The organism is Listeria farberi, assembly GCF_014229295.1.
Taxonomy (GTDB): domain Bacteria; phylum Bacillota; class Bacilli; order Lactobacillales; family Listeriaceae; genus Listeria; species Listeria farberi.
In genome coordinates, this window is sequence record NZ_JAARZL010000001.1 from 65,735 (window position 1) to 85,966 (window position 20,232).

Consider the following 20,232-nt stretch of genomic DNA (forward strand, 5'->3'; position numbering starts at 1 on the left):
CTTTTTAGACTTTAGATAAGTAAGCAGAGGTAATGTTAATTTTAAGTTGACAAGAATACTAATTTCATACATAGTTTTATTATAAATTCATCGAGGTGATCTATTGAAAGAAAGAGAGTATGATTATCAACTATCAAACATAAAAGGTATTTTGATATTTCTAGTGATATTCGGCCATTTTTTGTTAGTAATGGGACCTAAAGAAGTAGCAGTAATTGACGTTATTTATTCATTTCATATGCCAGCTTTTATTTTTATTAATGGGATATTTAGTCAAAACATTACCTGGAAGAAAATAGGTAAGTTGTTAGGGTTATTTATTATGTTCCAGCCACTTTTTTTACTATTAGGACTCTTGACGGGGTACTACAAAAATATAGACTTAAAAATGTTAATTACCCCAGCTTTTCATTTATGGTATTTGTTAGCGCTGGCAGTATGGATGCTGTTCGCCATGTATGCAAATAAACGAGGCAAATATGCGGTAGATGTATTACTGATTGTTTTAGTTTTACTCGTTGTTGCAATTACAAATAGATACTTTTATGGGACACAATTTTTAACAATTACAAGAATTCTTAGCTTTTTCCCATATTTTATTGCTGGTTTCTATCTGGACAGAAGTGGTTTTAACAAATTACGTATATTTTTGAAAAAGTATAAGTACATATGTGGCATAATTACTTTGGTATTAGTTATAGCCTTATATAATCTGTTTTCTACACAACCAGATGAGTTTCTTAATTTATTTTACGGATTTCTAAATAAAACGACATTTAGCGTCACTGCAGTAGGTTATATAGTGAATGTTATGGCGTCATTTTTCTTAGCCTTTTTATGGATTTTCTTATTAATTGCTATTATCCCAACTAAAAGAACGATAATGGACATCGTTGGCAGTGATACCTTATTACCCTACATTTTACATCCAATCATCTTTTATTTAATGATGACGCAAAGACCCTTTTTTATGGAGCAAACAATGACATTTCAGTTAATATTCACTATATTAATTACGATAGCAATATATGGAATTTTCACGATAATGTTAAAGAAAAAAACGTTGAAACGATTAAAATAATTAAGGGATAATATCTATAGCGAAACAAAAATCCGCCTATTTCCAGGGCGGATTTTTGTTATATATCTTGTCTTAATTTTGAATAGTCATGCAGCTCTTTATTCTTAATGACCCACTCTTTATTATTTTTCCATATTTCCCCGTGGTCTTTTAAAAGCGCTAATTGTTTGTAAAAGCTGCTTTTTGAAAGATTACTGTAAGCGGCTATAATACTTGTTCGCATTTCTTTTGGTAAGATTACACTGTCTTTTTCATAAGGAATTCCATGAAGTTTCCCGATATTGACAAAAGAAAGTTCTAGCTTATTAGAAGAACTTGTTTCAGCGAAAAGACTTTTGAAGAAAGCATGTCGAGCCAAATCGCGCATTATGAAAAATTGGAACCCAAAGTTCTCAGGAAACATAGAGAGAAAATATTCTAAATCCTTAAATGTGTATTTATAAATAGTACAAGTTGATATAGTTTTAAATAAAAAGTCATCTACGTTTCCCTGGAATAAACTATAATAATTGATAAAAGAGCCTTTTCCAAGAACAGTATAAATGCTAGATGATTCTGGGTTCATAGAAATCGAAACAAATCCGTCGATAATTAAATAGACATGACTATTTCTTTGAGATGCAGTATCGACTAATTCAGTATGTTTTGGAACTTTTAACTTTTCGTAGTTAATGTTGCCTTCATGAGATAATCGAACAAATTCTTTGTAGTTAAATAGTGTATCCATTATTAGTATCCCCTTTACTCTTTTGTTAACTATAATATATAATATCAAAATTAACAAAAATTAATCCATAAATTACCTCGTTAGTGAAGGGGATTTGAAGATTTAATGAGAAATTGTAAAAAATAGCTAATTTGACTCGTAAATTATATTATTTTAGTATAATTCAGGACGACGGTCGGTAAAAACAGGAATGATCCCTCTCGTTTCGGCAACTAAATTCAAGTCGATTTCAGTATAAATATTGCCTTCTTCTTCGCCACCATGAACAATAACATTTCCAAGTGGATCAATAACAAGCGAGTGCCCGTTAAAATGATTATTTGGATCATCACCAACCCTGTTGACAGCAACAACAAAAGCTTGGTTTTCAATTGCACGAGCGATAAGTAGTTGTTCCCATTGGTTAATGCGCTCAGCTGGCCACTGTGCAGAAACAAAAATAACTTCTGAGCCTTCTGAAGTATGTTTACGAATCCATTCCGGAAATCTAATATCATAACAAATGAACCCTGCGCAAGAAATACCATCTAGTCGAAAAAGATTTTTATCATTTCCAGCTTCTAAGTATAAGTGTTCATTCATAAGTTGGAATAAGTGTACCTTTTTATATGAAGAAAGTAGTCCGCCATATTTATCAAAAGCGTACATCGTGTTCGAAAACTTGCTTCCTTCTGAAATAGAAACCGAGCCACCAATAATAGCAATTTGGTTTTTTTCAGAAAGCGTTGCTAAAAATTCTTTTGTTCTCTGCCCATTTAAATCAGCAACCCCAGCTAATTCATTTAAAGCATAACCTGTATTCCACATTTCTGGTAAAACGGCTATATCGGCCCCATTTTCAGCAGCTTCGACAATCGCTTTTTCAATCCTTGCATAGTTTGCATCCGGATATTTAAAAACTACATCGGTCTGACATAATGCCAACTTCCACATGTTCTTCGCTCCCTTTTTCTTTTAAAAATAATATAAGCTTGGTGGCCGAGTCCATACCGGAACACTACGCACCAAGCTCTTAGTAGTAAAATTAATCTTTTTTAAGACGTCTAGATAAGAAATTTCCGAATGATTGTAGTGCCTGTACCATGATAATTAAAATAATAATCGTTGTGTACATGACAGTCGGTTCAAAACGCTGGAAACCATATTGGTATGCAATTGTTCCAAGGCCACCAGCACCAACAAGTCCAGCCATTGCTGTCGCGCCGATTAGTCCAATCGTAGCAATAGTCAAACCGAGAACGATACCAGACCGAGCTTCGCGAATAACCACACTCCAAATAATTCTCGGAGTAGAAATCCCCATAGCTTGGTAAGCTTCCACAACCCCGCGGTCCACTTCCAAAAGGGCAGACTCCATCAAACGAGCAATATAAGGTGCCGTAAATACAACAAGTGGCATAATAACTCCTTGAATCCCAATAGTAGTCCCAACAACAAACCTTGTTACAGGAATCATTAAGAATAACAAGATAATAAACGGTAACGAGCGTAAAATATTAATAACCCAGTTTAAAATGCTATAGGTAACCAGGTTTTCTGATTGACCACCTTTACGTGTTAATGTTAAAAATACGCCAAGTGGTAAACCAATCGCAAGCGAGATCACGAGTGTAATCCCGGTCATCGTCAGCGTTTCTAGAAATCCTTGCCAAAGTATCGGGCCCCATTCTTCAAAAAACAAACTCATAGTAACTCGACCTCCTCAACAACGACTCCAGATTCTTTCAAATAAGAAATAGCTTTACTATACTCGGCTTCGTCCCCTTTTAAATGAACGAGCAGTTTTCCAAGTGTTCCATTTTTCAAATGATCAATTCCGCCAGCTAAAATGCTTGGAAGAACGTCGAATTTGCGCGATACAAGAGCGAGAGCAGGTTCATCCGCTTCGTCTCCAATAAAATGAAGGGAAACCAATTTCCCAGTCGCAATATATTTTTCAAGCAAATCTTGCGGGATATCAAAACTAGCTTCCGACCCAACAAAGCGCTTGGTTGTCGCGTGTTTTGCTTTCGTGAAAATATCAAGAACGGTACCTTGCTCCACTAAATGACCATTTTCCATCACAGCAACCCGGTCACAAATACGTTGAATGACATCAAGTTCATGTGTAATTAAGAAAATCGTAATGCCGAGTTCCGCATTAATTTTAAGTAACAGTTGCAAAATTGCTTCTGTTGTTTCCGGGTCCAAGGCGCTTGTTGCTTCATCGCTTAAGAGAATTTCTGGTTCATGCGCTAGAGCACGAGCAATTGCCACACGTTGCTTTTGACCGCCAGAAAGTTGGCTTGGATAATTGTTCCGTTTATCCTCTAAGCCAACTATCGACAAGTATTTATTTACGCGAGTCTCGATTTCGTCTTTTGGAACGCCTTCTAATTTTAACGGTTTGGCAATGTTATCATAGACAGTTGCGGTTTTTAGTAAATTGTATCCTTGGAAAATCATACCAATTTTCCGACGAGCGACACGAAGTTCTTTACTTGAGAGGGTAGATAAGTTCTTCCCATCAATGACAACTTGGCCCGCATCTGGACGTTCAAGCAAGTTGATGCAACGAACGAGCGTACTTTTACCGGCGCCGCTATAACCAACAACACCGAAAATTTCTCCTTTTTCGACTGTAATAGAAACATTTTTAACGGCTTCTACGGTTTTTCCATTTACGTTAAATGTCTTTGAAACTTGATGTAATTCGATCAAAATAAAACAACTCCCTAGAATGCAGGTACTACAGACCCATTAAATTCTTTTTCAATAAATGCTTTTACTTCATCTGAATGGTAATATTTTTCTAATGTTTTTACGACCTCATCATCTTTATTGGCACTACGAACGACGAAAACATTTGGATATGGATTGTCTTTTGTAGGTTCGTGATAAATAGCATCTTTATTAATAGAAAGTCCAGCCCCCATTGCAAAGTTAGTGTTGATAGCTGCGGCTGCAACCTCATCTAATTGTGCAGGGATTTGAGAAGCTTCAAGTTCAACGATTTCAAGGTCAAGCGGGTTTTCAGCAATATCTTTTTTTGTTGCTTTTTCTTCCACGCCATCTTTTAATTTAATAATGCCAGCATCTTCAAATAGTTTTAAACCACGGTATTCGTTACTTGGATCATTTGGAACGGCAATTTTGTCGCCTTTTTTAAGGTTTTTTAAGTCTTTAATATCGTTAGAGTAAATACCCATTGGGAAAGCTACTGTTTTAAAAGCAACATCTAATTTGTAGCCTTTATCTTTCTTTTGTTGTTCTAAAAATGGAATTGTTTGGTAGTTATTCGCATCCAAATCACCATCATTTAAAGCTGTATTTGGCGTGTTATAATCATCAAATGTTTTGATTTTGATTTCAAGACCGTCTTTTTTCGCTAATTTTTGAACTTCTTCAGCAATTTGTTGGTGAGGTCCTGCAGTTGTTCCGATTGTAATTTTTTCTGTGCTTAAGGCCTTGTCGTCACTTCCTCCTCCACATGCCGCTAATCCTAAAATAAGGCTTGATGCAAGTAAAATTCCTAACCCCTTTGTTAATTTTTTCATCTTTTTTTCCTCCCCAGTATGTTGATTATTTATCCAGATTTATTCATGAAAGCAATAAAAAACTTCTCTATTTAGAATAGAGAAGTGGAAAGTCGAACATATCCAGCTCCTCTTATCTACCAAAACGAAAAAATGTTTTGCTGGAATTAGCACCTTCACTTTACGCTTAAATAAAGTTAGGTTGCCGGGCTTCATCGGGCCAGTCCCTCTGCCGCTCTCGATAAGAGAAAATATTTTAGAAAAACCTGTTAGTTAAAAATATACGCATATTACCCTAATTTGTCAATGCTTTTTTAAGTTTTAAAAAAATCATACTGGACAAATACTTCAGAAAACTTTACTATTTTAATCAATGAAACTTGAAAAGGACGGGTGTAAAATGAAAATTTCCAAACGCTTGCAAAATTTACCAGATCAGTTTTTCTCTAGCCTTGTAGAAAAAGTTGGAAAAAAGGTGGCAGAAGGTCATGACGTGATTAATCTAGGTCAAGGAAATCCAGACCAGCCAACACCCAAACATATTGTGGAAGCACTGAAAACAGCTTCAGAAAATCCAATGAACCACAAATATTCGTTGTTTCGTGGAAAACAGGAGCTTAAACAAGCTGCGGCCGATTTTTATGCGCGTGAATATAATGTAACTGTTGATCCAAATACAGAAGTAGCCATATTATTTGGAACGAAAACAGGCCTTGTTGAACTGCCAATGTGTTTAATGGATCCAGGTGACGTAATGCTTTTACCGGACCCAGGCTACCCAGATTATTTATCAGGAGCAGTTTTAGGAGAAGTTCAATTCGAAACAATGCCACTTATTGCTGAAAATAATTTTTTACCTGATTTTAGTGAAATTCCTGAAGATGTTGCGAAAAAAGCAGAGTTGATGTATTTAAATTATCCGAACAACCCCACTGGCGCGGTTGCTACAACTCGCTTTTTTGAAGAAACAGTTGCTTTCGCTAAAGAAAACAATATCACGATTGCACATGATTTTGCTTATGGCGGTATTGGTTTTGATGGGAAGAAGCCGATTAGTTTTTTAGAAACTCCAGGGGCAAAAGAGGTTGGAATCGAACTTTATACGCTTTCGAAAACATATAATATGGCTGGCTGGCGCGTAGGATTTGCTGTCGGGAATAAAGACGTTGTCGAAGCAATCAACCTCATTCAAGATCATATGTATGTAAGTTTATTCCCAGGTATTCAAGATGCTGCAATTGAAGCTCTTACAGGCGATCAAACTTGTGTACAAGAATTAAATGCTCGTTATGAAAGCCGTAGAAATGCATTTATAGCTGCTTGTGATAAAATTGGTTGGGAAGCAATTGCTCCAGCGGGCTCTTTTTTTGCATGGATGCCCGTGCCAAAAGAGTTTACAAGTAGTGAATTCGCGGATTATTTATTAAATGAAGTTAGTGTAGCTGTTGCTGACGGAAGTGGTTTCGGGACTTTCGGTGAGGGGTATGTACGCGTTGGACTTTTAATGGATGAAAAACGATTAGAAGAGGCAGTGGCGCGAATTTCCAAGCTACATTTATTTGATAAAGTGGCGCAAAACCAAGAGATTATGTGATTTTAAGAGAAAATAGCTTGTAATAATTCAGATAATTAATGGTATGTGTTATAATTGATTAGTAAGTCTATTCGTAGCATGTTGTTAATGAAGACAGGCCGGAATCTAAAGTATTTAGTGAGTTTTTGCATTAAATAAAAAATATCTGTCCCGGTTAAAGCCGGCGAAATCCAGGAATGAGAGGACTGTAAAAAAATGGCAGAAAAGAAAATTCTTGTAGTAGATGACGAAAAACCGATTGCGGATATAGTTAAGTTTAATCTAAATAAAGAAGGCTTTGATGTATATTGCGCCTATGATGGCGATGAAGCGTTAGAACTTGTAGAAGAAGTTCAGCCAGATTTGATTTTACTGGACATTATGCTTCCAGGTCGTGATGGTATTGAGGTGTGTCGTGAAGTACGTAAGAAGTATGATATGCCAATAATTATGGTAACTGCAAAAGATTCCGAAATTGATAAAGTGATTGGACTTGAACTTGGTGCCGATGATTATGTTACAAAACCATTTAGTAACCGCGAATTAATCGCTCGTGTGAAAGCTAATTTACGTCGCCATAGCCAAGTAAGTTCAAATGCAGCCGAGGAAGAAGAAAACAGCGAATTAGAAATTGGTTCCTTGATTATTCATCCGGATGCATATGTTGCCTCAAAACGTGGAGAAACGATTGAACTTACGCACCGTGAATTCGAATTGCTTCATTACTTAGCAAAACATATGGGACAAGTGATGACAAGAGAACATTTACTTCAAACAGTTTGGGGCTATGACTACTTCGGTGATGTTCGTACTGTGGATGTTACGGTTCGACGTCTACGTGAAAAAATTGAAGATAATCCAAGTCATCCAGCGTGGCTAGTTACAAGACGCGGTGTTGGTTATTATTTACGCAATCCAGAACAAGAATAAATAAACAGGAAGTGGTCGCCAAGCAAAAAACTTGGATGGCCACTTTTTTTGGGTACATCCGCATACTTAACAAATATTTTTATAAATAAATGGACCCAAATAACAGGAAAAACAATACGTCTACCCTGCAACATATGGTATACTAATTTAAATATATTACCCCGAATAGGAGTAGAAAGACTTATGCATAAAATGAGATTTTTTCAGTCTGTACAATTTAAGTTAGTTATTATGTATTTGCTATTAATTATTGTAGCGATGCAAGTAATCGGCGCGTATTTTGTACGTGAGCTGGAAGGGCAATTGGAAAAGAATTTCCAAGATTCAATCACGAATAGCATCACATTGCTGGATTATAATGCTAGAGAAGAAATCATAAAAAATAGCGATAACTCAGTGAAATTACAAAATGATATTCGTGAGCTTTTGGTCGACTATTCGCGTGCAAGCAGCAACATAATAGAAGTAAGAATAGTAGATGATAAAGGTAAAATTCTCGGGACTTCTAATTTAGATAATCAAGGCATCGTTGGGCAAAAAAGTAACGATCCCCTTGTTAAACGAACCTTATCACTCGGAACTACATCTGAGGATAAAATTTATAAAGACGAATCAAATAAAAATAACCGTGTCTGGGTGAACGTATCCTCCATCAAAAATAAAGGACAAGTGATAGGGGCTATTTATCTTGTCGCCGATATTGAAAGTGTATATAAACAAGTTGACGATATTACTAACATTTTCATTACGGGTACTTTAATCGCCATGATAATTACAGCGGTACTTGGAATTTTACTATCCAGAACGATTACAAAGCCAATTATTGAAATGAAACGTCAAGCCTACGCAATGGCTCGTGGAAACTACAGCCGTAAAGTTAAGGTTTACGGTGTGGATGAAATTGGCGAACTCGCAGATTCTTTTAATACGCTAACAAAACGAGTTCAAGAAGCACAGGCCATGACAGAAGGAGAAAGACGCAAACTTTCCTCCGTACTTGCCTATATGACTGATGGAGTAATTGCGACAGATCGTCGTGGAAAAGTTATTCTCATTAACACTCCAGCTGAAAAAATGCTACGCGTGAAGCATGAGAGTGCCAATGGCCGATCAATTATTGATGTACTAGATATTGGTGATACTTACCAATTTGAAGATTTAATGGAAGTCGATGGTTCATTAACGATGGATCGTAGTACGCTTGACAAACCATACGTACTGCGCGCTAATTTTTCCGTTATTCAAAGAGAAACTGGATTTAATAATGGTGTTATTGCGGTATTACACGATATTACCGATCAAGAAAAAGTCGATCAAGAACGTCGCGATTTCGTTTCTAATGTGTCGCATGAATTAAGAACGCCACTTACAAGTATGCATAGTTACTTAGAGGCTCTAAGTGATGGGGCATGGGAAGATAAAGAAATCGCGCCACGTTTCCTTGAAGTAACTCAAAACGAAACAGAACGAATGATTCGACTGGTAAATGACCTGCTTAAACTTTCTAGGATGGATGGCGGAAGAGAACAATTGGAAAAAAGTTTCGTGAATTTTACAGACTTTTTCAACCACATTATTGATCGTTTTGAAATGATGAAAAAAGAAACAATTATGTTTAAACGCCACATTCCAAAAGAACCGGTTATTATCGAAATTGATGAAGATAAAGTAATGCAAGTATTAGATAACATTATTTCGAATGCCAACAAATATTCGCCGGACGGGGGCCGAATCTCTTTCTACTTGAAAAAATTTGAAGATGAAATTGAAGTTAGTATAGCTGACGAGGGGTTAGGCGTACCAGATGAAGATTTGGCAAATGTATTCGACCGCTTTTTCCGAGTGGATAAAGCTCGCTCGCGGGAAATGGGAGGAACAGGGTTAGGACTAGCGATAGCAAGAGAAGTTATCGAAGCTCATGGAGGCCGCATTTGGGCAGAACGTAACAAGTCCAAAGGTACGATAATTAAATTCACCCTGCCATACAGTGATTTACCGGAGGATGATTGGGAATGATGAAAAAAACAGGATTTCGCTCATTTTTGTTAACAGTTCTAGTCGTACTCAGTATCGTTTTAAGCTACTTTATTTGGAAAGGACAACCTGATTACGAAGCGATTAACGTTAAAGAAGTTGAAAAAACAACCATTGATAAAACGATGACAACATCACAAGTATTTAAACCATATAAACTAGCTGTTAATGCAAATGAAATTAACTATCAGAGTTTAGACGAAAATTTGTTAAATGAGCTAATGGCGCAAGGAAAAGCATTTAGTTTCTCAGAAGTAGTTCTTGCTAATAAAAAAAGTAATGAGGAATACGAGAAATTAATCCATAAAAATGGTACTATCGAGATTATTTTTCCTAACAATATTCCATTTTCAATTTTTTCTCAAAATTTCCAAGTGGAAGGAGAAGGACTAGAATCAGCGTTCTTTAATCGTATTGTATTTGATATAAATAATACGGACACTGGACTTCATTCGGTTTATTTTGCCAATGATGATCAAGAAAATATTTACCAAAGTTCCTTACAAAATAAAGATATTGATAAAATCGAAAAAATTATTAAAAAGAACGAAAGCAAACTTACACAAAACGACAAAGTTATTTCCAACAAACGAAATCTATTCTTAAGTTCCGAAAAAACAAAGCTTAACCGAAAAAAATACATTACAGATTCGCTGGAGATTAATCTATTCACCTCTGCGCTATTTCAAGATTCAGGTACAGTTAAAAGTGAAGGAAATACCTATACGGATGGATCGAGCGTTATTGAGATGGATACAGAAAATAAAGTTTTAGAGTATGTTAATCCTTCTCAAGAACGAATTAACCCAGAAGATTTAAATAACATCAAACGTGCTGGCTTAATTCAAGATAGTTTTAATTTTGTAAATGATCATGCGGGATGGACTGGTGATGGTGCTTACTATTTCACAGGTTATGCTGCTGAAAGTGCAACGACCAATTTTAGTTTATTTATAGATAATTTACAAGTTTATAATGAAAACGGAATGGCTGACATCTCTGTTACTGAAGGCCTTGAAGCAGTATATAAATATATCCGTCCGTTTTTCCGATTAGATACAGATGTTCCTGGTGAGAAAAAAGAAGTAACAATAGAATCATCATATTCTGTCTATAGTGCCTTGGTTGAAAACCCTAATGTGAAAGCAGAAGAAATAGAAGATATTGTTCCTGGCTACTATATGACAAGAAATGAATCATCTGGTATGAACCGCATTGTTACATTAGAACCGACTTGGTTATATAAATATCATGATAAGTGGTTCATCTTCCAGCCAGAAGCAAAAAAGGTGGGTGAATAAAAATGGATTGGCGTAAAACACAAATGATTTTTATTGTGACTCTCCTTATTTTAAATATCTTTTTAGCAGTGATATTCTTTAATAAGCAATTGTCCGATGATCCAGATACACTAGGGAATGAAACTTTAGAAGAACGATTAAAAGCAGATAATATTTCTCATCCTGATTTATCAAATAAGCCTACAAATGGAGCTATCTTTACTACTGAACAAGCAGCTTTTACAACAAAAGATGTGAGTGATTTGACAGGACAAGCAATCACACTTAAAGACAACAATAAACAAATATATTCTGTTCTACAAACGCCTATAAAAGCCGGCAAAAAAGGCAATAATCCTGATTTTCAAAAATTTATGGAATCAGATGTGTACCGCGGAGAGTCTTATGAGTTTTGGAACTATGATAAAGATGCGCGAACACTCACTTTTAACCAACTAATTAATAATAATATGGTTCTTTTTGATGAAGCTGGCCAAATTATCTTTTATTTAGACAAAGATGATCGGGTAATTTCTTACGAGCAAACGTGGATGTCAAAACAAGATGATTTAAAAGACAAAACAAACTTAATGTCATCCGCTGATGCGTTAGAAGCTGTTTACCAGCACGGGGAGTTAAAGCAAGATAGTGACGTTGTTTCTGCGACTTTCGGATATTATACGACCGTTCAATTACCTTCAGGGAATGTCTACTTTCCAGTTTGGTGTTTTGAAGTCAAGCATTCCGGTGAGACCAGTTATGTCCTTGTAAATGCGAAAGATGAACAAGTTATTAATCAATCCGAAAATAAAACAACGACCGAACCAAACACGGAATTATCCAGCCGTCAAAAATCCAAATAAAATCAGAGTCAACCTAAATACAATGAAATTTAGGTTGGCTTTTTCAAACGATAGAGCATGCAATTTTACTTAATTAGCGTTACAATGAAAGATATATAAGCCTTTAGGGGGGTAAAAAATGTTCGCAAATAAAATTCTAACTGAAAAAGACACGGATCAAATCCGATTTAGTATATTAGCTAGTGGAAGCTCCGGAAATGCAACACTGGTAGAAACTGGTGACCAAAAAATTCTCATTGATTGTGGTTTAAGCGGTAAAAAAATGGAAGGTTTATTCGCGCAAGTTGGGCGAGATATGAACGATTTAGATGCGATTTTAATTACACATGAGCACTCAGATCACATTAAAGGTCTAGGTGTGCTTGCTCGTAAATACAAACTCCCTATTTATGCTAATGCAAAAACATGGAAAGCAATGGATAATATGATTGGTGAAGTTTCTTCTGAACAGAAGTTTCAATTTGATATGGAAACAGTGAAATCTTTTGGTAGCTTACAAGTAGAATCCTTTGGTGTATCTCATGATGCGATTGAGCCGATGTTTTACATATTTCATAAGGGGAATAAAAAATTTGTAATGATAACCGACACAGGATACGTTAGCGATAGAATGAAAGGGCATATTGCAGGAGCGGATGCATATCTATTTGAAAGCAATCATGATGTAGAGATGCTTCGAATGGGACGATATCCATGGAATGTTAAACGAAGAATTCTTGGCGATGAAGGGCACGTAAGCAATGAAGATGCTGCAATAGCAATGAGTGAAGTAATTACAGACCAAACGAAACGAATTTATTTAGGACACCTTAGTAAAGATAACAATATGAAAGAACTAGCGCGGATGAGTGTAACACAAACGCTTATTTCAGAGGGTATTGATGTTGGTGGTAAGCTAGAAATTTTTGATACGGACCCTGATAACGCTACATCTATCTTCACTATTTAAGTTTCACCATTTTTTTAAAGCTTTTTCATTGTTTTTTCATATTTGCGGTTTACTATGGAAGTATATAAATGCGAAATTTGCAGAGAGGAAGGAAGACATGGACGAGAAAGAAAAAAATTTAAATGAAAACAGCGAGAACGAGAGCACGCCAAAAAGAGAGGTCGAGGAGACTTTACATACAAAAGATAGCTCGCAACCAGTCCAAGAAACTCCTATAGTTGAAGGCGTGACACCAGAAGGAGAAAAGTTTGCCGGGGCAACAGAAGAGGCTGCTGAGGCAAGTTCTACCAATGCATTTTTTGAAGAAGCAAGTAGTAAAGAATCAGAGTCAGCAAGACCAGCTCCAGGACCAAGGCGTCCTAGTGGGGCAGGTGGTGGTGTAGTTCCACCGAACAGAGTGAATAATGGCGGCAGTAGCGGGAACGGCCAGCCTCCGAAACGTAACAAACACTTCTTGGGATACTTTTTAACAGCACTTATTGGCGTTATTATTGGCGGGCTTATTATTTTCTTCGTTGCATGGGATAACGGCGATAACTCAGATACAACTTCTAACTCAAATAATAAAGCAACCAAAGTAGAAAAAGTTTCTGTAAATACTACCTCTGATATAACTAAAGCGGTTGATAAAGTACAAGATGCTGTAGTTAGTGTACTGAATTACCAGTCATCTTCATCTTTAGACGGTACAACAACTTCTGAGCAAGAAGCTTCCTCAGGATCAGGTGTTATTTATAAAAAAGCAAATGGAAAAGCCTATATCGTGACGAATAATCACGTGGTAGCTGATGCGAATAAATTAGAAGTTACCTTTACAAATGGTAAAAAATCAGAAGCTAAATTATTAGGAACAGATGAATGGAATGATTTAGCTGTCCTTGAAATTGATGATAAAAATGTTAGCACAGTTGCTGCATTTGGCGACTCTGATTCATTAAAACTTGGAGAACCCGCAATCGCGATTGGTAGTCCACTTGGAACTGAATTTTCTGGTTCTGTAACACAAGGTATTATTTCCGGTTTAAACCGTGCAGTGCCAGTTGATACAAATGGCGACGGAACAGAAGACTGGGAGGCAGATGTTATCCAAACAGATGCAGCAATTAATCCTGGTAATAGTGGTGGAGCACTAGTAAATATTGAAGGCCAAGTAATTGGTATTAACTCAATGAAAATTTCAATGGAAAATGTAGAAGGTATTAGCTTTGCAATTCCTAGTAATACTGTAGAACCAATCATTGAACAACTAGAAACTAAAGGCGAAGTAGAGCGCCCATCCCTAGGTGTTTCTTTACGTGATGTAGATACAATTCCTGAAACACAACAAAAAAATATCTTGAAATTACCAGATAGCGTAGATTATGGCGCAATGGTACAACAAGTAGTTTCTGGCTCAGCAGCAGACAAAGCAGGACTTAAACAATATGATGTCATTGTTGAACTAAACGGTGAAAAAGTAACTAACTCAATGACACTTCGCAAAATTTTATATGGTAATGATGTGAAAATTGGCGATAAAGTCAAAGTGAAATACTACCGTGATGGTAAAGAACAATCAACTGACATTAAATTAGAAGCAGCAAAAACAACTACATGATAGTGGAGGGCCATTCTCTTGAATAAGAGAGTGGCTTTTTTCTGTGGAAAACTTGTGGATAGCCATTTTTTTCGGATATAGATGTGGTAGAGAACAAGAATTCTCCTACTAAATATAGAACTAGTTTGTGGATATGTGGATAACTCCTGTGGATAACCTGTGTGTAAGCAGTGAATATCTTGTGGAAAAGAACAATTTTGATAATTTAATCAATAAACACAGATTTATTTTTGAAAAAAACACATTTTTTGTGAAAATATAGGTCAAAAAGCAAAAATGTGGATAGAAAGCCATTTATCCACAATTGAAAGGATAATGAGTCAAAAATGTGAAAGCAAAAACAATTTTACAAATATGGGAAATCATTGAGAGTGATTGCGGCACAGTTGATTAGCTGGTTTATAAAATGTGCTTACGATACAAAAAGTAAAGAAGTTTTGCTTGTGGATAAGCTGTGGATAGTAAAAATGAGGAATCATATATATTGTATGGAATATACGTTCGGACACAAAATAGAGAAGTGACTTGTGGATATGTGGATAGTTTTTGTGGATAAGTTGTGTATAAGGGCGGGATAACTTGTGGAGTAAGTTGTTATGATAATTTCTTTTTTTATTTTGGCTAGTGTATTAAGTGCCATTTAAGGTATGATAAAAGTATTAATTAAGATGAGGGTGGAGTAAATGAATATTCAAATTGTAACGGTGGGGAAATTAAAAGAAAAATATTTAGTACAAGGAATCGCTGAATATTTAAAACGACTGAGCGCCTATGCGAAAGTGACGATTGTTGAAGTTCCGGATGAAAAAGCACCGGAAGTATTGAGTGATGCGGAAATGAAGCAAGTGAAGGATAAAGAGGGCGTTCGGATTTTAGCAAAGATTCCGGATGATGTCCATGTAATAGCGCTGGCGATTGATGGGAAAATGAAGTCGAGTGAGGAGTTTGCAGCTGATTTAGATAAACTGGCGACTTATGGTAAAAGTAAGGTGGCGTTTGTGATTGGTGGATCGCTGGGACTTAGTGATGCGGTATTGCGACAGAGTAACGAGCAAATTTCGTTTGGGAGGCTAACGCTGCCACACCAGTTGATGCGGTTGGTGCTAGTGGAGCAGGTTTACCGTGCATTTCGGATTGTACGGGGGGAGCCTTATCATAAGTAAGTAGCCGCATGAAATAAGTCACTTTAACAACTCAACTTTTAAAAGCTGGTTTGCTTTTTTCAATAAGCCATTTTTCACCAGTTGAAATTGTATGGTCTGCGTGATAAATTAATGTTTTTCGTAGTGCTGCATATTCTGTAGGTAAAGTTTCATAGTTCCTAAAATGATAGTTTAGTGCGATGCTTTCGGGGATTATCCCTATGCCAAGCTCATTATTGCAGATTTCAACAAGCGTTTCAGGTATATTGATTTCTGATATGGAAACATTTGAGACATTAAAGTTGTTAATGAGAGATGACAGAGCCCGGTAAGAGTAACATTGTTTGCTGAAGACATATAATCGTTCTTCCGCTAATATTTTTTGGACTGATTTTCCAGTTGTGTTGCCTGCGAAAACTAGCTTATCCCAAGAGAGGGTTTGTGAGATGATTTGATTATCCTGAAATAAATTTTCTTTTTCAAGTTCAGCAACATAAGCGATGGTTAGTTCTCTATTAATTATTTTAGGTATTAATTCACTTGTACTTCCACTAACGATGGATAATGTTTTATTTGGAAACTGTTGATAGAACTCTTTAATAATCGTATTAAATTCCATAGGTAAAGAAGATTGCGTAATACCGATAGAGATAGTTTCATCTTCTTCATTGATGATATCAATTGTTTCCTCCCATAATAAAATCATTTTTTTGAATTGTTGATAGATTTTTTCTCCCTCTTTAGTTAGTTCCACACCGTTTGAGTGCCGGAAGAAAAGTTTTGTTTGAAATTGTTTTTCGATATTTTTTATTTTATTGGACATATTAGACTGTAAATGATGCAGTTCGTTCGCTGCTGCAGAAATACTTTTTAGTTCAGCTACTTTATTAAATGCTTTCATGTTTTCAATATCCATAATTTTCTCCTTTTGGTATCAAAAATAATGATACCGGCATATGATTTACGCATTTCAAATGATAGTGCAGATAGATTATACTTTATTTACAGTATAAATTCAAATGGGGGGTTAAATGATGAATATGACAATTCAGCAATTAGTTAAACATGTTTCAGTAAGAGAATTTAAAAATGAAAGATTATCAGATGATACCAAACAACATTTATTAACAGCTGCGAGAAGTGCGTCTAGTTCGCATTTTGTGCAATCTTTTTCTATTTTAGAAATTACAGATGAAAAGTTAAGAATGGAGCTAGCTGAAATTACGAATAGTGCTTCTTATGTAAACCAAACGGGGACTTTTTATGTATTTATAGGTGATTTATACCGACAATCAAAACTTTTACTGGAGAATAATCGAACTTTAGATGGTTTGAGAAATATGGAATCATTACTTGTCTCGGTGATAGATGCAACGATTGCAGCTCAAAATATGGTGGTTGCTGCTGAGTCTCTTGATTTAGGAATCTGCTATATTGGTGGAATAAGAAATGACATAGAAAAAGTAGCTGAATTGCTAAACTTACCGCCATTTACGATACCAGTTTTTGGCTTAACTGTAGGGGTACCAGAATATAAAAATCAAGTAAAACCACGTCTATTACTAGAAAATCAAGTAGGAGAAAATCAGTATCCACATGAACAATTTACAGATTTAAATGCGTATGAGGAATTGACCAAAGAATATTATGCTTTACGTGAAAAAAATCAGCATCAAACTTCATGGGGAGACAAGAATGTAGAGTTTTTTGAAGAAATACGAAGACCAGAAATAGCGGGCTTTTTGAAAAAACAAGGGTTTACATTGGATTAATTAGTTTTCGTTGTTGGGCGTATAAAAAGCTAATCGTGTTAAATTTATGAAAAGCTGGAAAAATATTTTTTCCGGCTTTTTATTTTGCTTTTGGCTCTTAATTAGATATAGAAAGATTAAAGTAGATAAGAGGAGGATAGATTTGTATAATTAATAGGGAGTTAATATATCTTAAATAAATTTCATAAAAGGAGGCTCCAAATGAAATTTCTAAAAAAATACGGTTTTTACCTTTTATTACTCGGCGTTTTGAGTGATTTTCTAACGCCATACATACTTGGAATATTTTATCCGGAATTAAACCAAATGACGCGGGTTATGAGTGTGTTTGGGGATGTGGCTAGTCCGGTTCGGGGGGCGTTTTTGGTTTGGTCGGTGGTGTCTGGGGTGCTGTTTGTGCTTTCGTTACCGGCGATTTATCAGAGCGTTGTTAAAACGTCGAGGACTTTGGCGATTTTGCTTGCTTCTGCGATTGGGTTATATGGGATTGGCGATTGTATTTTTACTGGGTTATTCAGTATTGATACGGAGCAGGCGAGTTGGACGTTTTCGACTTGGGTTCATAATATTGGCTCGGGGCTTGGTTATGCGGGATTTTTGATGTTTCCGTTGTTTCTGGTTATACTTTACAGAAAAACTGGTGATAAAACCCGCAGCAATATCTATCTAGTATTACTCATTGTAAGCCTGCTGTCGGCCGGTGTTTATGGACTTGCGCGGATTCCTGCTGTCAATCACTTGCCAGTTTTAGATAAAATTGGTTTTTGTCAGCGGATTAGTTTCTTTTTTAATTATTTACCGATTGTTGTTTTTGGAATTGATCGGATTAGAAAACCCTAGATTGGTTAAGAATCTAGGGTTTTTTGTTCGCAAAGTTCGATAAATTGCTGGAAATCTTCTTGTTTGGCTAATTTTTTTACAAAGCTGCGTTCGTTTAAGATGGTTACGAGTTGGCCGAATAGTTCTTCAAAAGAGTTGTCGCGTTCTTCTTTCATGGTGAGTAAGAGGACGAGTTTGACGCGATTTCCGCCCCAGTCAATTGGTTTATCAAGTGAGCATACGGCGACGGCATTTTTCTTCGCGCTTCGCTGGATGGCGTGCGGAATTGCGTAGTAGTTTCCGTAGCATGTGCTAGATAATTGTTCACGCTCGAATACTTTTGCTACATAATCGGAGTTGCAGTAGTCGAATGCAGTTAACTGTTCGCAAAGAAACGTAATTACTTCTTCTTTTGATTTGAAGTTTTGTTTTGGAAAGAAAAGCTCTTTTTTGAAAAATTTTCTGGAAATCGAATCGGCTTTGGGCTTAGTTTCTAAAATGTGCTTGATTTTCTGCAAATCTGTTTCTGTTAAAAGTAAATCGTAATGATAAACCGGGATATCGGTTGTTAAGTTTAATGGTTCGGCGGTGATAATTAAATGGATTTCTTTGTCTAAGGTGAACTGCTTTATATCGAAAATAGATTGAGATACGAGTAAGTCAATCGAAAAATCAGTAATTTTTTTAAGTTGGTTATGAATGAAACGTTGGCTACCCGCGCCGTACGGTGAAACCAAGAGGATTTTTCTTTTTTTACCGTGATTAATCGTTTCCGAAGCAGATAAAAAATGTAGCGCGATATAGGCAATTTCGTCATCTGGAAAAGTAATTGCTAACTCTTTTTGAATAAAGGCTGAGGCGTAGACGCTGACATTATAAATAAATGGAAACTTGTTTTTTAGTTCTTCGGTGAGCGGGTTGGTTAAATATTGCTTATGATTGGCTCTTTTGTATAGGGCTGAGATATGGGCCACTAAATAGGTGGCTATTTTTTCATCTGCGGAAAAATCGATATGGAAATTCTGGTCCACTGCTTCAAGGAGCCGAGTGACAACACTGCCAAAAACTTGCGCGTCAATGGTGGAAGTTGTTACTAATTTGCCAGAATAAAGCCGTGCGATATAGCTTAATTCTTGCGTTGGAATATTGATTTGCAATTCATTTTCTAATGTTTCGGCTAGGTGCTCTGCCATTTCAAGACTATTTTTATCTTGCTCGAGTAAAGCAGTTCGCTCTATATAGCTGCCCATACTAATTCGTTCAATTAAAACGGCGATATGCAAAATGAACGAAATCGTCGAGAAATCATTCATGAAAAATTCGTTCTTTTTGTGGTAGGCAATAATGAGCTCGGAAAGTTGTTTTAAATTGCAGTAATCAAAGTAATCGGCGTATTTGTCTAAGCTTAATTGATGGTTTTCGATTTCTTGATTGAGGAACAGGTTGAAGATGCGTCGTTTTTCTTCTTCGCCGCCCTCGGTTAGTAGTTCGTTGTTTTTTCGAATAATACAAAGCGACGTATCTTTTTCAGCGATAACGGTGTTGAGTTCTTTAATAATTCGTGTAAGCGTAGATTCACTAATGAAAAATTGGTCTGCTAAATCAAAGAAATTCGTTTTTTCATGCTCGATAATGTGGCGTAATAGTTCGAAATGCAGATTTTCATTATTTTTTGTGAAAGTAATTTGGGCAATTTCATTATTTGGTGTTAAAAAATAGCCTTTCCCAGCTTTTGATGCAATGATTGTGGAACTAAATGACTGGTTAATTTGCATAATGTCATTTCGCACAGTTTTGGAAGAAACGCCTAACATTTCTGAAAGTGCTTTTGCTGTTACTGTCTTTTGGCTGTCGTTAAGCTTTTCTAACAATGAACGTTGCCTTTCTGAAATAGTCATTATATCCCCCCTAATTCTCCCATAACCTATTGTTATTATACAACACCAAATA

General features: G+C 36.1%; 18 protein-coding genes and 1 riboswitch. Of the genes, 11 read left to right on the plus strand and 7 right to left on the minus strand.

The window, feature by feature from the left end; translation table 11 throughout:
- Positions 1-103 precede the first annotated feature (103 nt).
- Positions 104-1,081 carry an acyltransferase family protein gene (locus HCB38_RS00315; RefSeq protein WP_185637164.1) on the plus strand — a complete coding sequence of 326 codons (978 nt, stop codon included), beginning with the start codon at positions 104-106 and terminating at the stop codon, positions 1,079-1,081.
- 58 nt (positions 1,082-1,139) lie between these two features.
- Here the strand turns inward: HCB38_RS00315 and HCB38_RS00320 are convergent, their stop codons facing one another.
- The 5 genes from HCB38_RS00320 to HCB38_RS00340 form a co-directional block, all read right to left on the minus strand.
- Entirely contained in the window at positions 1,140-1,808 is a 669-nt protein-coding gene (locus tag HCB38_RS00320) for a cyclic nucleotide-binding domain-containing protein (RefSeq protein WP_185637166.1), read from the minus strand.
- A 153-nt stretch (positions 1,809-1,961) separates the two neighbouring features.
- Positions 1,962-2,741: a carbon-nitrogen family hydrolase gene (locus HCB38_RS00325; protein WP_185637168.1), complete on the minus strand. Its 780-nt coding sequence runs from the start codon at positions 2,739-2,741 to the stop codon at positions 1,962-1,964.
- 91 nt (positions 2,742-2,832) lie between these two features.
- Positions 2,833-3,495, minus strand: a complete 663-nt coding sequence (locus tag HCB38_RS00330) for a methionine ABC transporter permease (protein WP_185317844.1) — start codon at positions 3,493-3,495, stop codon at positions 2,833-2,835.
- Positions 3,492-4,508: a methionine ABC transporter ATP-binding protein gene (locus HCB38_RS00335; RefSeq protein ID WP_185317845.1), complete on the minus strand. Its 1,017-nt coding sequence runs from the start codon at positions 4,506-4,508 to the stop codon at positions 3,492-3,494. Before HCB38_RS00335 ends, HCB38_RS00330 begins: the two co-directional genes overlap by 4 nt.
- Positions 4,509-4,522: 14 nt before the next feature.
- Positions 4,523-5,344, minus strand: a complete 822-nt coding sequence (locus HCB38_RS00340) for a MetQ/NlpA family ABC transporter substrate-binding protein (protein ID WP_185620175.1) — start codon at positions 5,342-5,344, stop codon at positions 4,523-4,525.
- A 109-nt stretch (positions 5,345-5,453) separates the two neighbouring features.
- A riboswitch (SAM riboswitch) is annotated at positions 5,454-5,571 on the minus strand.
- Positions 5,572-5,723: 152 nt separating this feature from the next.
- Between HCB38_RS00340 and HCB38_RS00345 the strand changes: the two genes are divergently transcribed.
- From HCB38_RS00345 to rlmH, 8 genes are all read left to right on the plus strand, one after another.
- Positions 5,724-6,917, plus strand: coding sequence for a pyridoxal phosphate-dependent aminotransferase (locus HCB38_RS00345; RefSeq protein WP_185317847.1), 1,194 nt, complete (start codon positions 5,724-5,726; stop codon positions 6,915-6,917).
- Positions 6,918-7,112: 195 nt separating this feature from the next.
- Positions 7,113-7,826 (plus strand): response regulator YycF, encoded by a 714-nt coding sequence (gene yycF, locus HCB38_RS00350; RefSeq protein WP_003724221.1) that lies wholly within the window; start codon positions 7,113-7,115, stop codon positions 7,824-7,826.
- A 183-nt stretch (positions 7,827-8,009) separates the two neighbouring features.
- The gene (gene walK / locus HCB38_RS00355; protein ID WP_003770200.1) at positions 8,010-9,842 is read left to right on the plus strand and encodes a cell wall metabolism sensor histidine kinase WalK; all 1,833 of its coding nucleotides are present in this window, start codon (positions 8,010-8,012) and stop codon (positions 9,840-9,842) included.
- On the plus strand, positions 9,839-11,161 hold the full coding sequence (yycH, locus tag HCB38_RS00360) for a two-component system activity regulator YycH (protein ID WP_185620179.1): 1,323 nt from the start codon (positions 9,839-9,841) through the stop codon (positions 11,159-11,161). Before walK ends, yycH begins: the two co-directional genes overlap by 4 nt.
- A 2-nt stretch (positions 11,162-11,163) precedes the next feature.
- A complete protein-coding gene (locus tag HCB38_RS00365; protein WP_185317849.1) occupies positions 11,164-12,003 on the plus strand; it encodes a two-component system regulatory protein YycI in 840 nt (279 codons plus the stop codon).
- A 118-nt stretch (positions 12,004-12,121) separates the two neighbouring features.
- On the plus strand, positions 12,122-12,952 hold the full coding sequence (locus HCB38_RS00370) for an MBL fold metallo-hydrolase (protein ID WP_185317850.1): 831 nt from the start codon (positions 12,122-12,124) through the stop codon (positions 12,950-12,952).
- 97 nt (positions 12,953-13,049) lie between these two features.
- Positions 13,050-14,549 carry a serine protease HtrA gene (gene htrA / locus HCB38_RS00375; RefSeq protein WP_185608025.1) on the plus strand — a complete coding sequence of 500 codons (1,500 nt, stop codon included), beginning with the start codon at positions 13,050-13,052 and terminating at the stop codon, positions 14,547-14,549.
- Between the two features lie 683 nt (positions 14,550-15,232).
- Positions 15,233-15,712 carry a 23S rRNA (pseudouridine(1915)-N(3))-methyltransferase RlmH gene (gene rlmH, locus HCB38_RS00380; protein WP_185637170.1) on the plus strand — a complete coding sequence of 160 codons (480 nt, stop codon included), beginning with the start codon at positions 15,233-15,235 and terminating at the stop codon, positions 15,710-15,712.
- A gap of 31 nt (positions 15,713-15,743) precedes the next feature.
- Here rlmH and HCB38_RS00385 read toward each other — a convergent pair whose 3' ends face one another.
- The gene (locus HCB38_RS00385) at positions 15,744-16,607 is read right to left on the minus strand and encodes a LysR family transcriptional regulator (protein WP_185317853.1); all 864 of its coding nucleotides are present in this window, start codon (positions 16,605-16,607) and stop codon (positions 15,744-15,746) included.
- 118 nt (positions 16,608-16,725) lie between these two features.
- Here HCB38_RS00385 and HCB38_RS00390 point away from each other — a divergent pair, with 118 nt between their 5' ends.
- Positions 16,726-17,463 carry an NADPH-dependent oxidoreductase gene (locus HCB38_RS00390; RefSeq protein WP_185637985.1) on the plus strand — a complete coding sequence of 246 codons (738 nt, stop codon included), beginning with the start codon at positions 16,726-16,728 and terminating at the stop codon, positions 17,461-17,463.
- Between the two features lie 201 nt (positions 17,464-17,664).
- Entirely contained in the window at positions 17,665-18,303 is a 639-nt protein-coding gene (locus tag HCB38_RS00395; protein ID WP_185637172.1) for a DUF998 domain-containing protein, read from the plus strand.
- A 5-nt stretch (positions 18,304-18,308) separates the two neighbouring features.
- Here HCB38_RS00395 and HCB38_RS00400 read toward each other — a convergent pair whose 3' ends face one another.
- A complete protein-coding gene (locus HCB38_RS00400; protein WP_185637174.1) occupies positions 18,309-20,180 on the minus strand; it encodes a BglG family transcription antiterminator in 1,872 nt (623 codons plus the stop codon).
- Positions 20,181-20,232 lie beyond the last annotated feature (52 nt).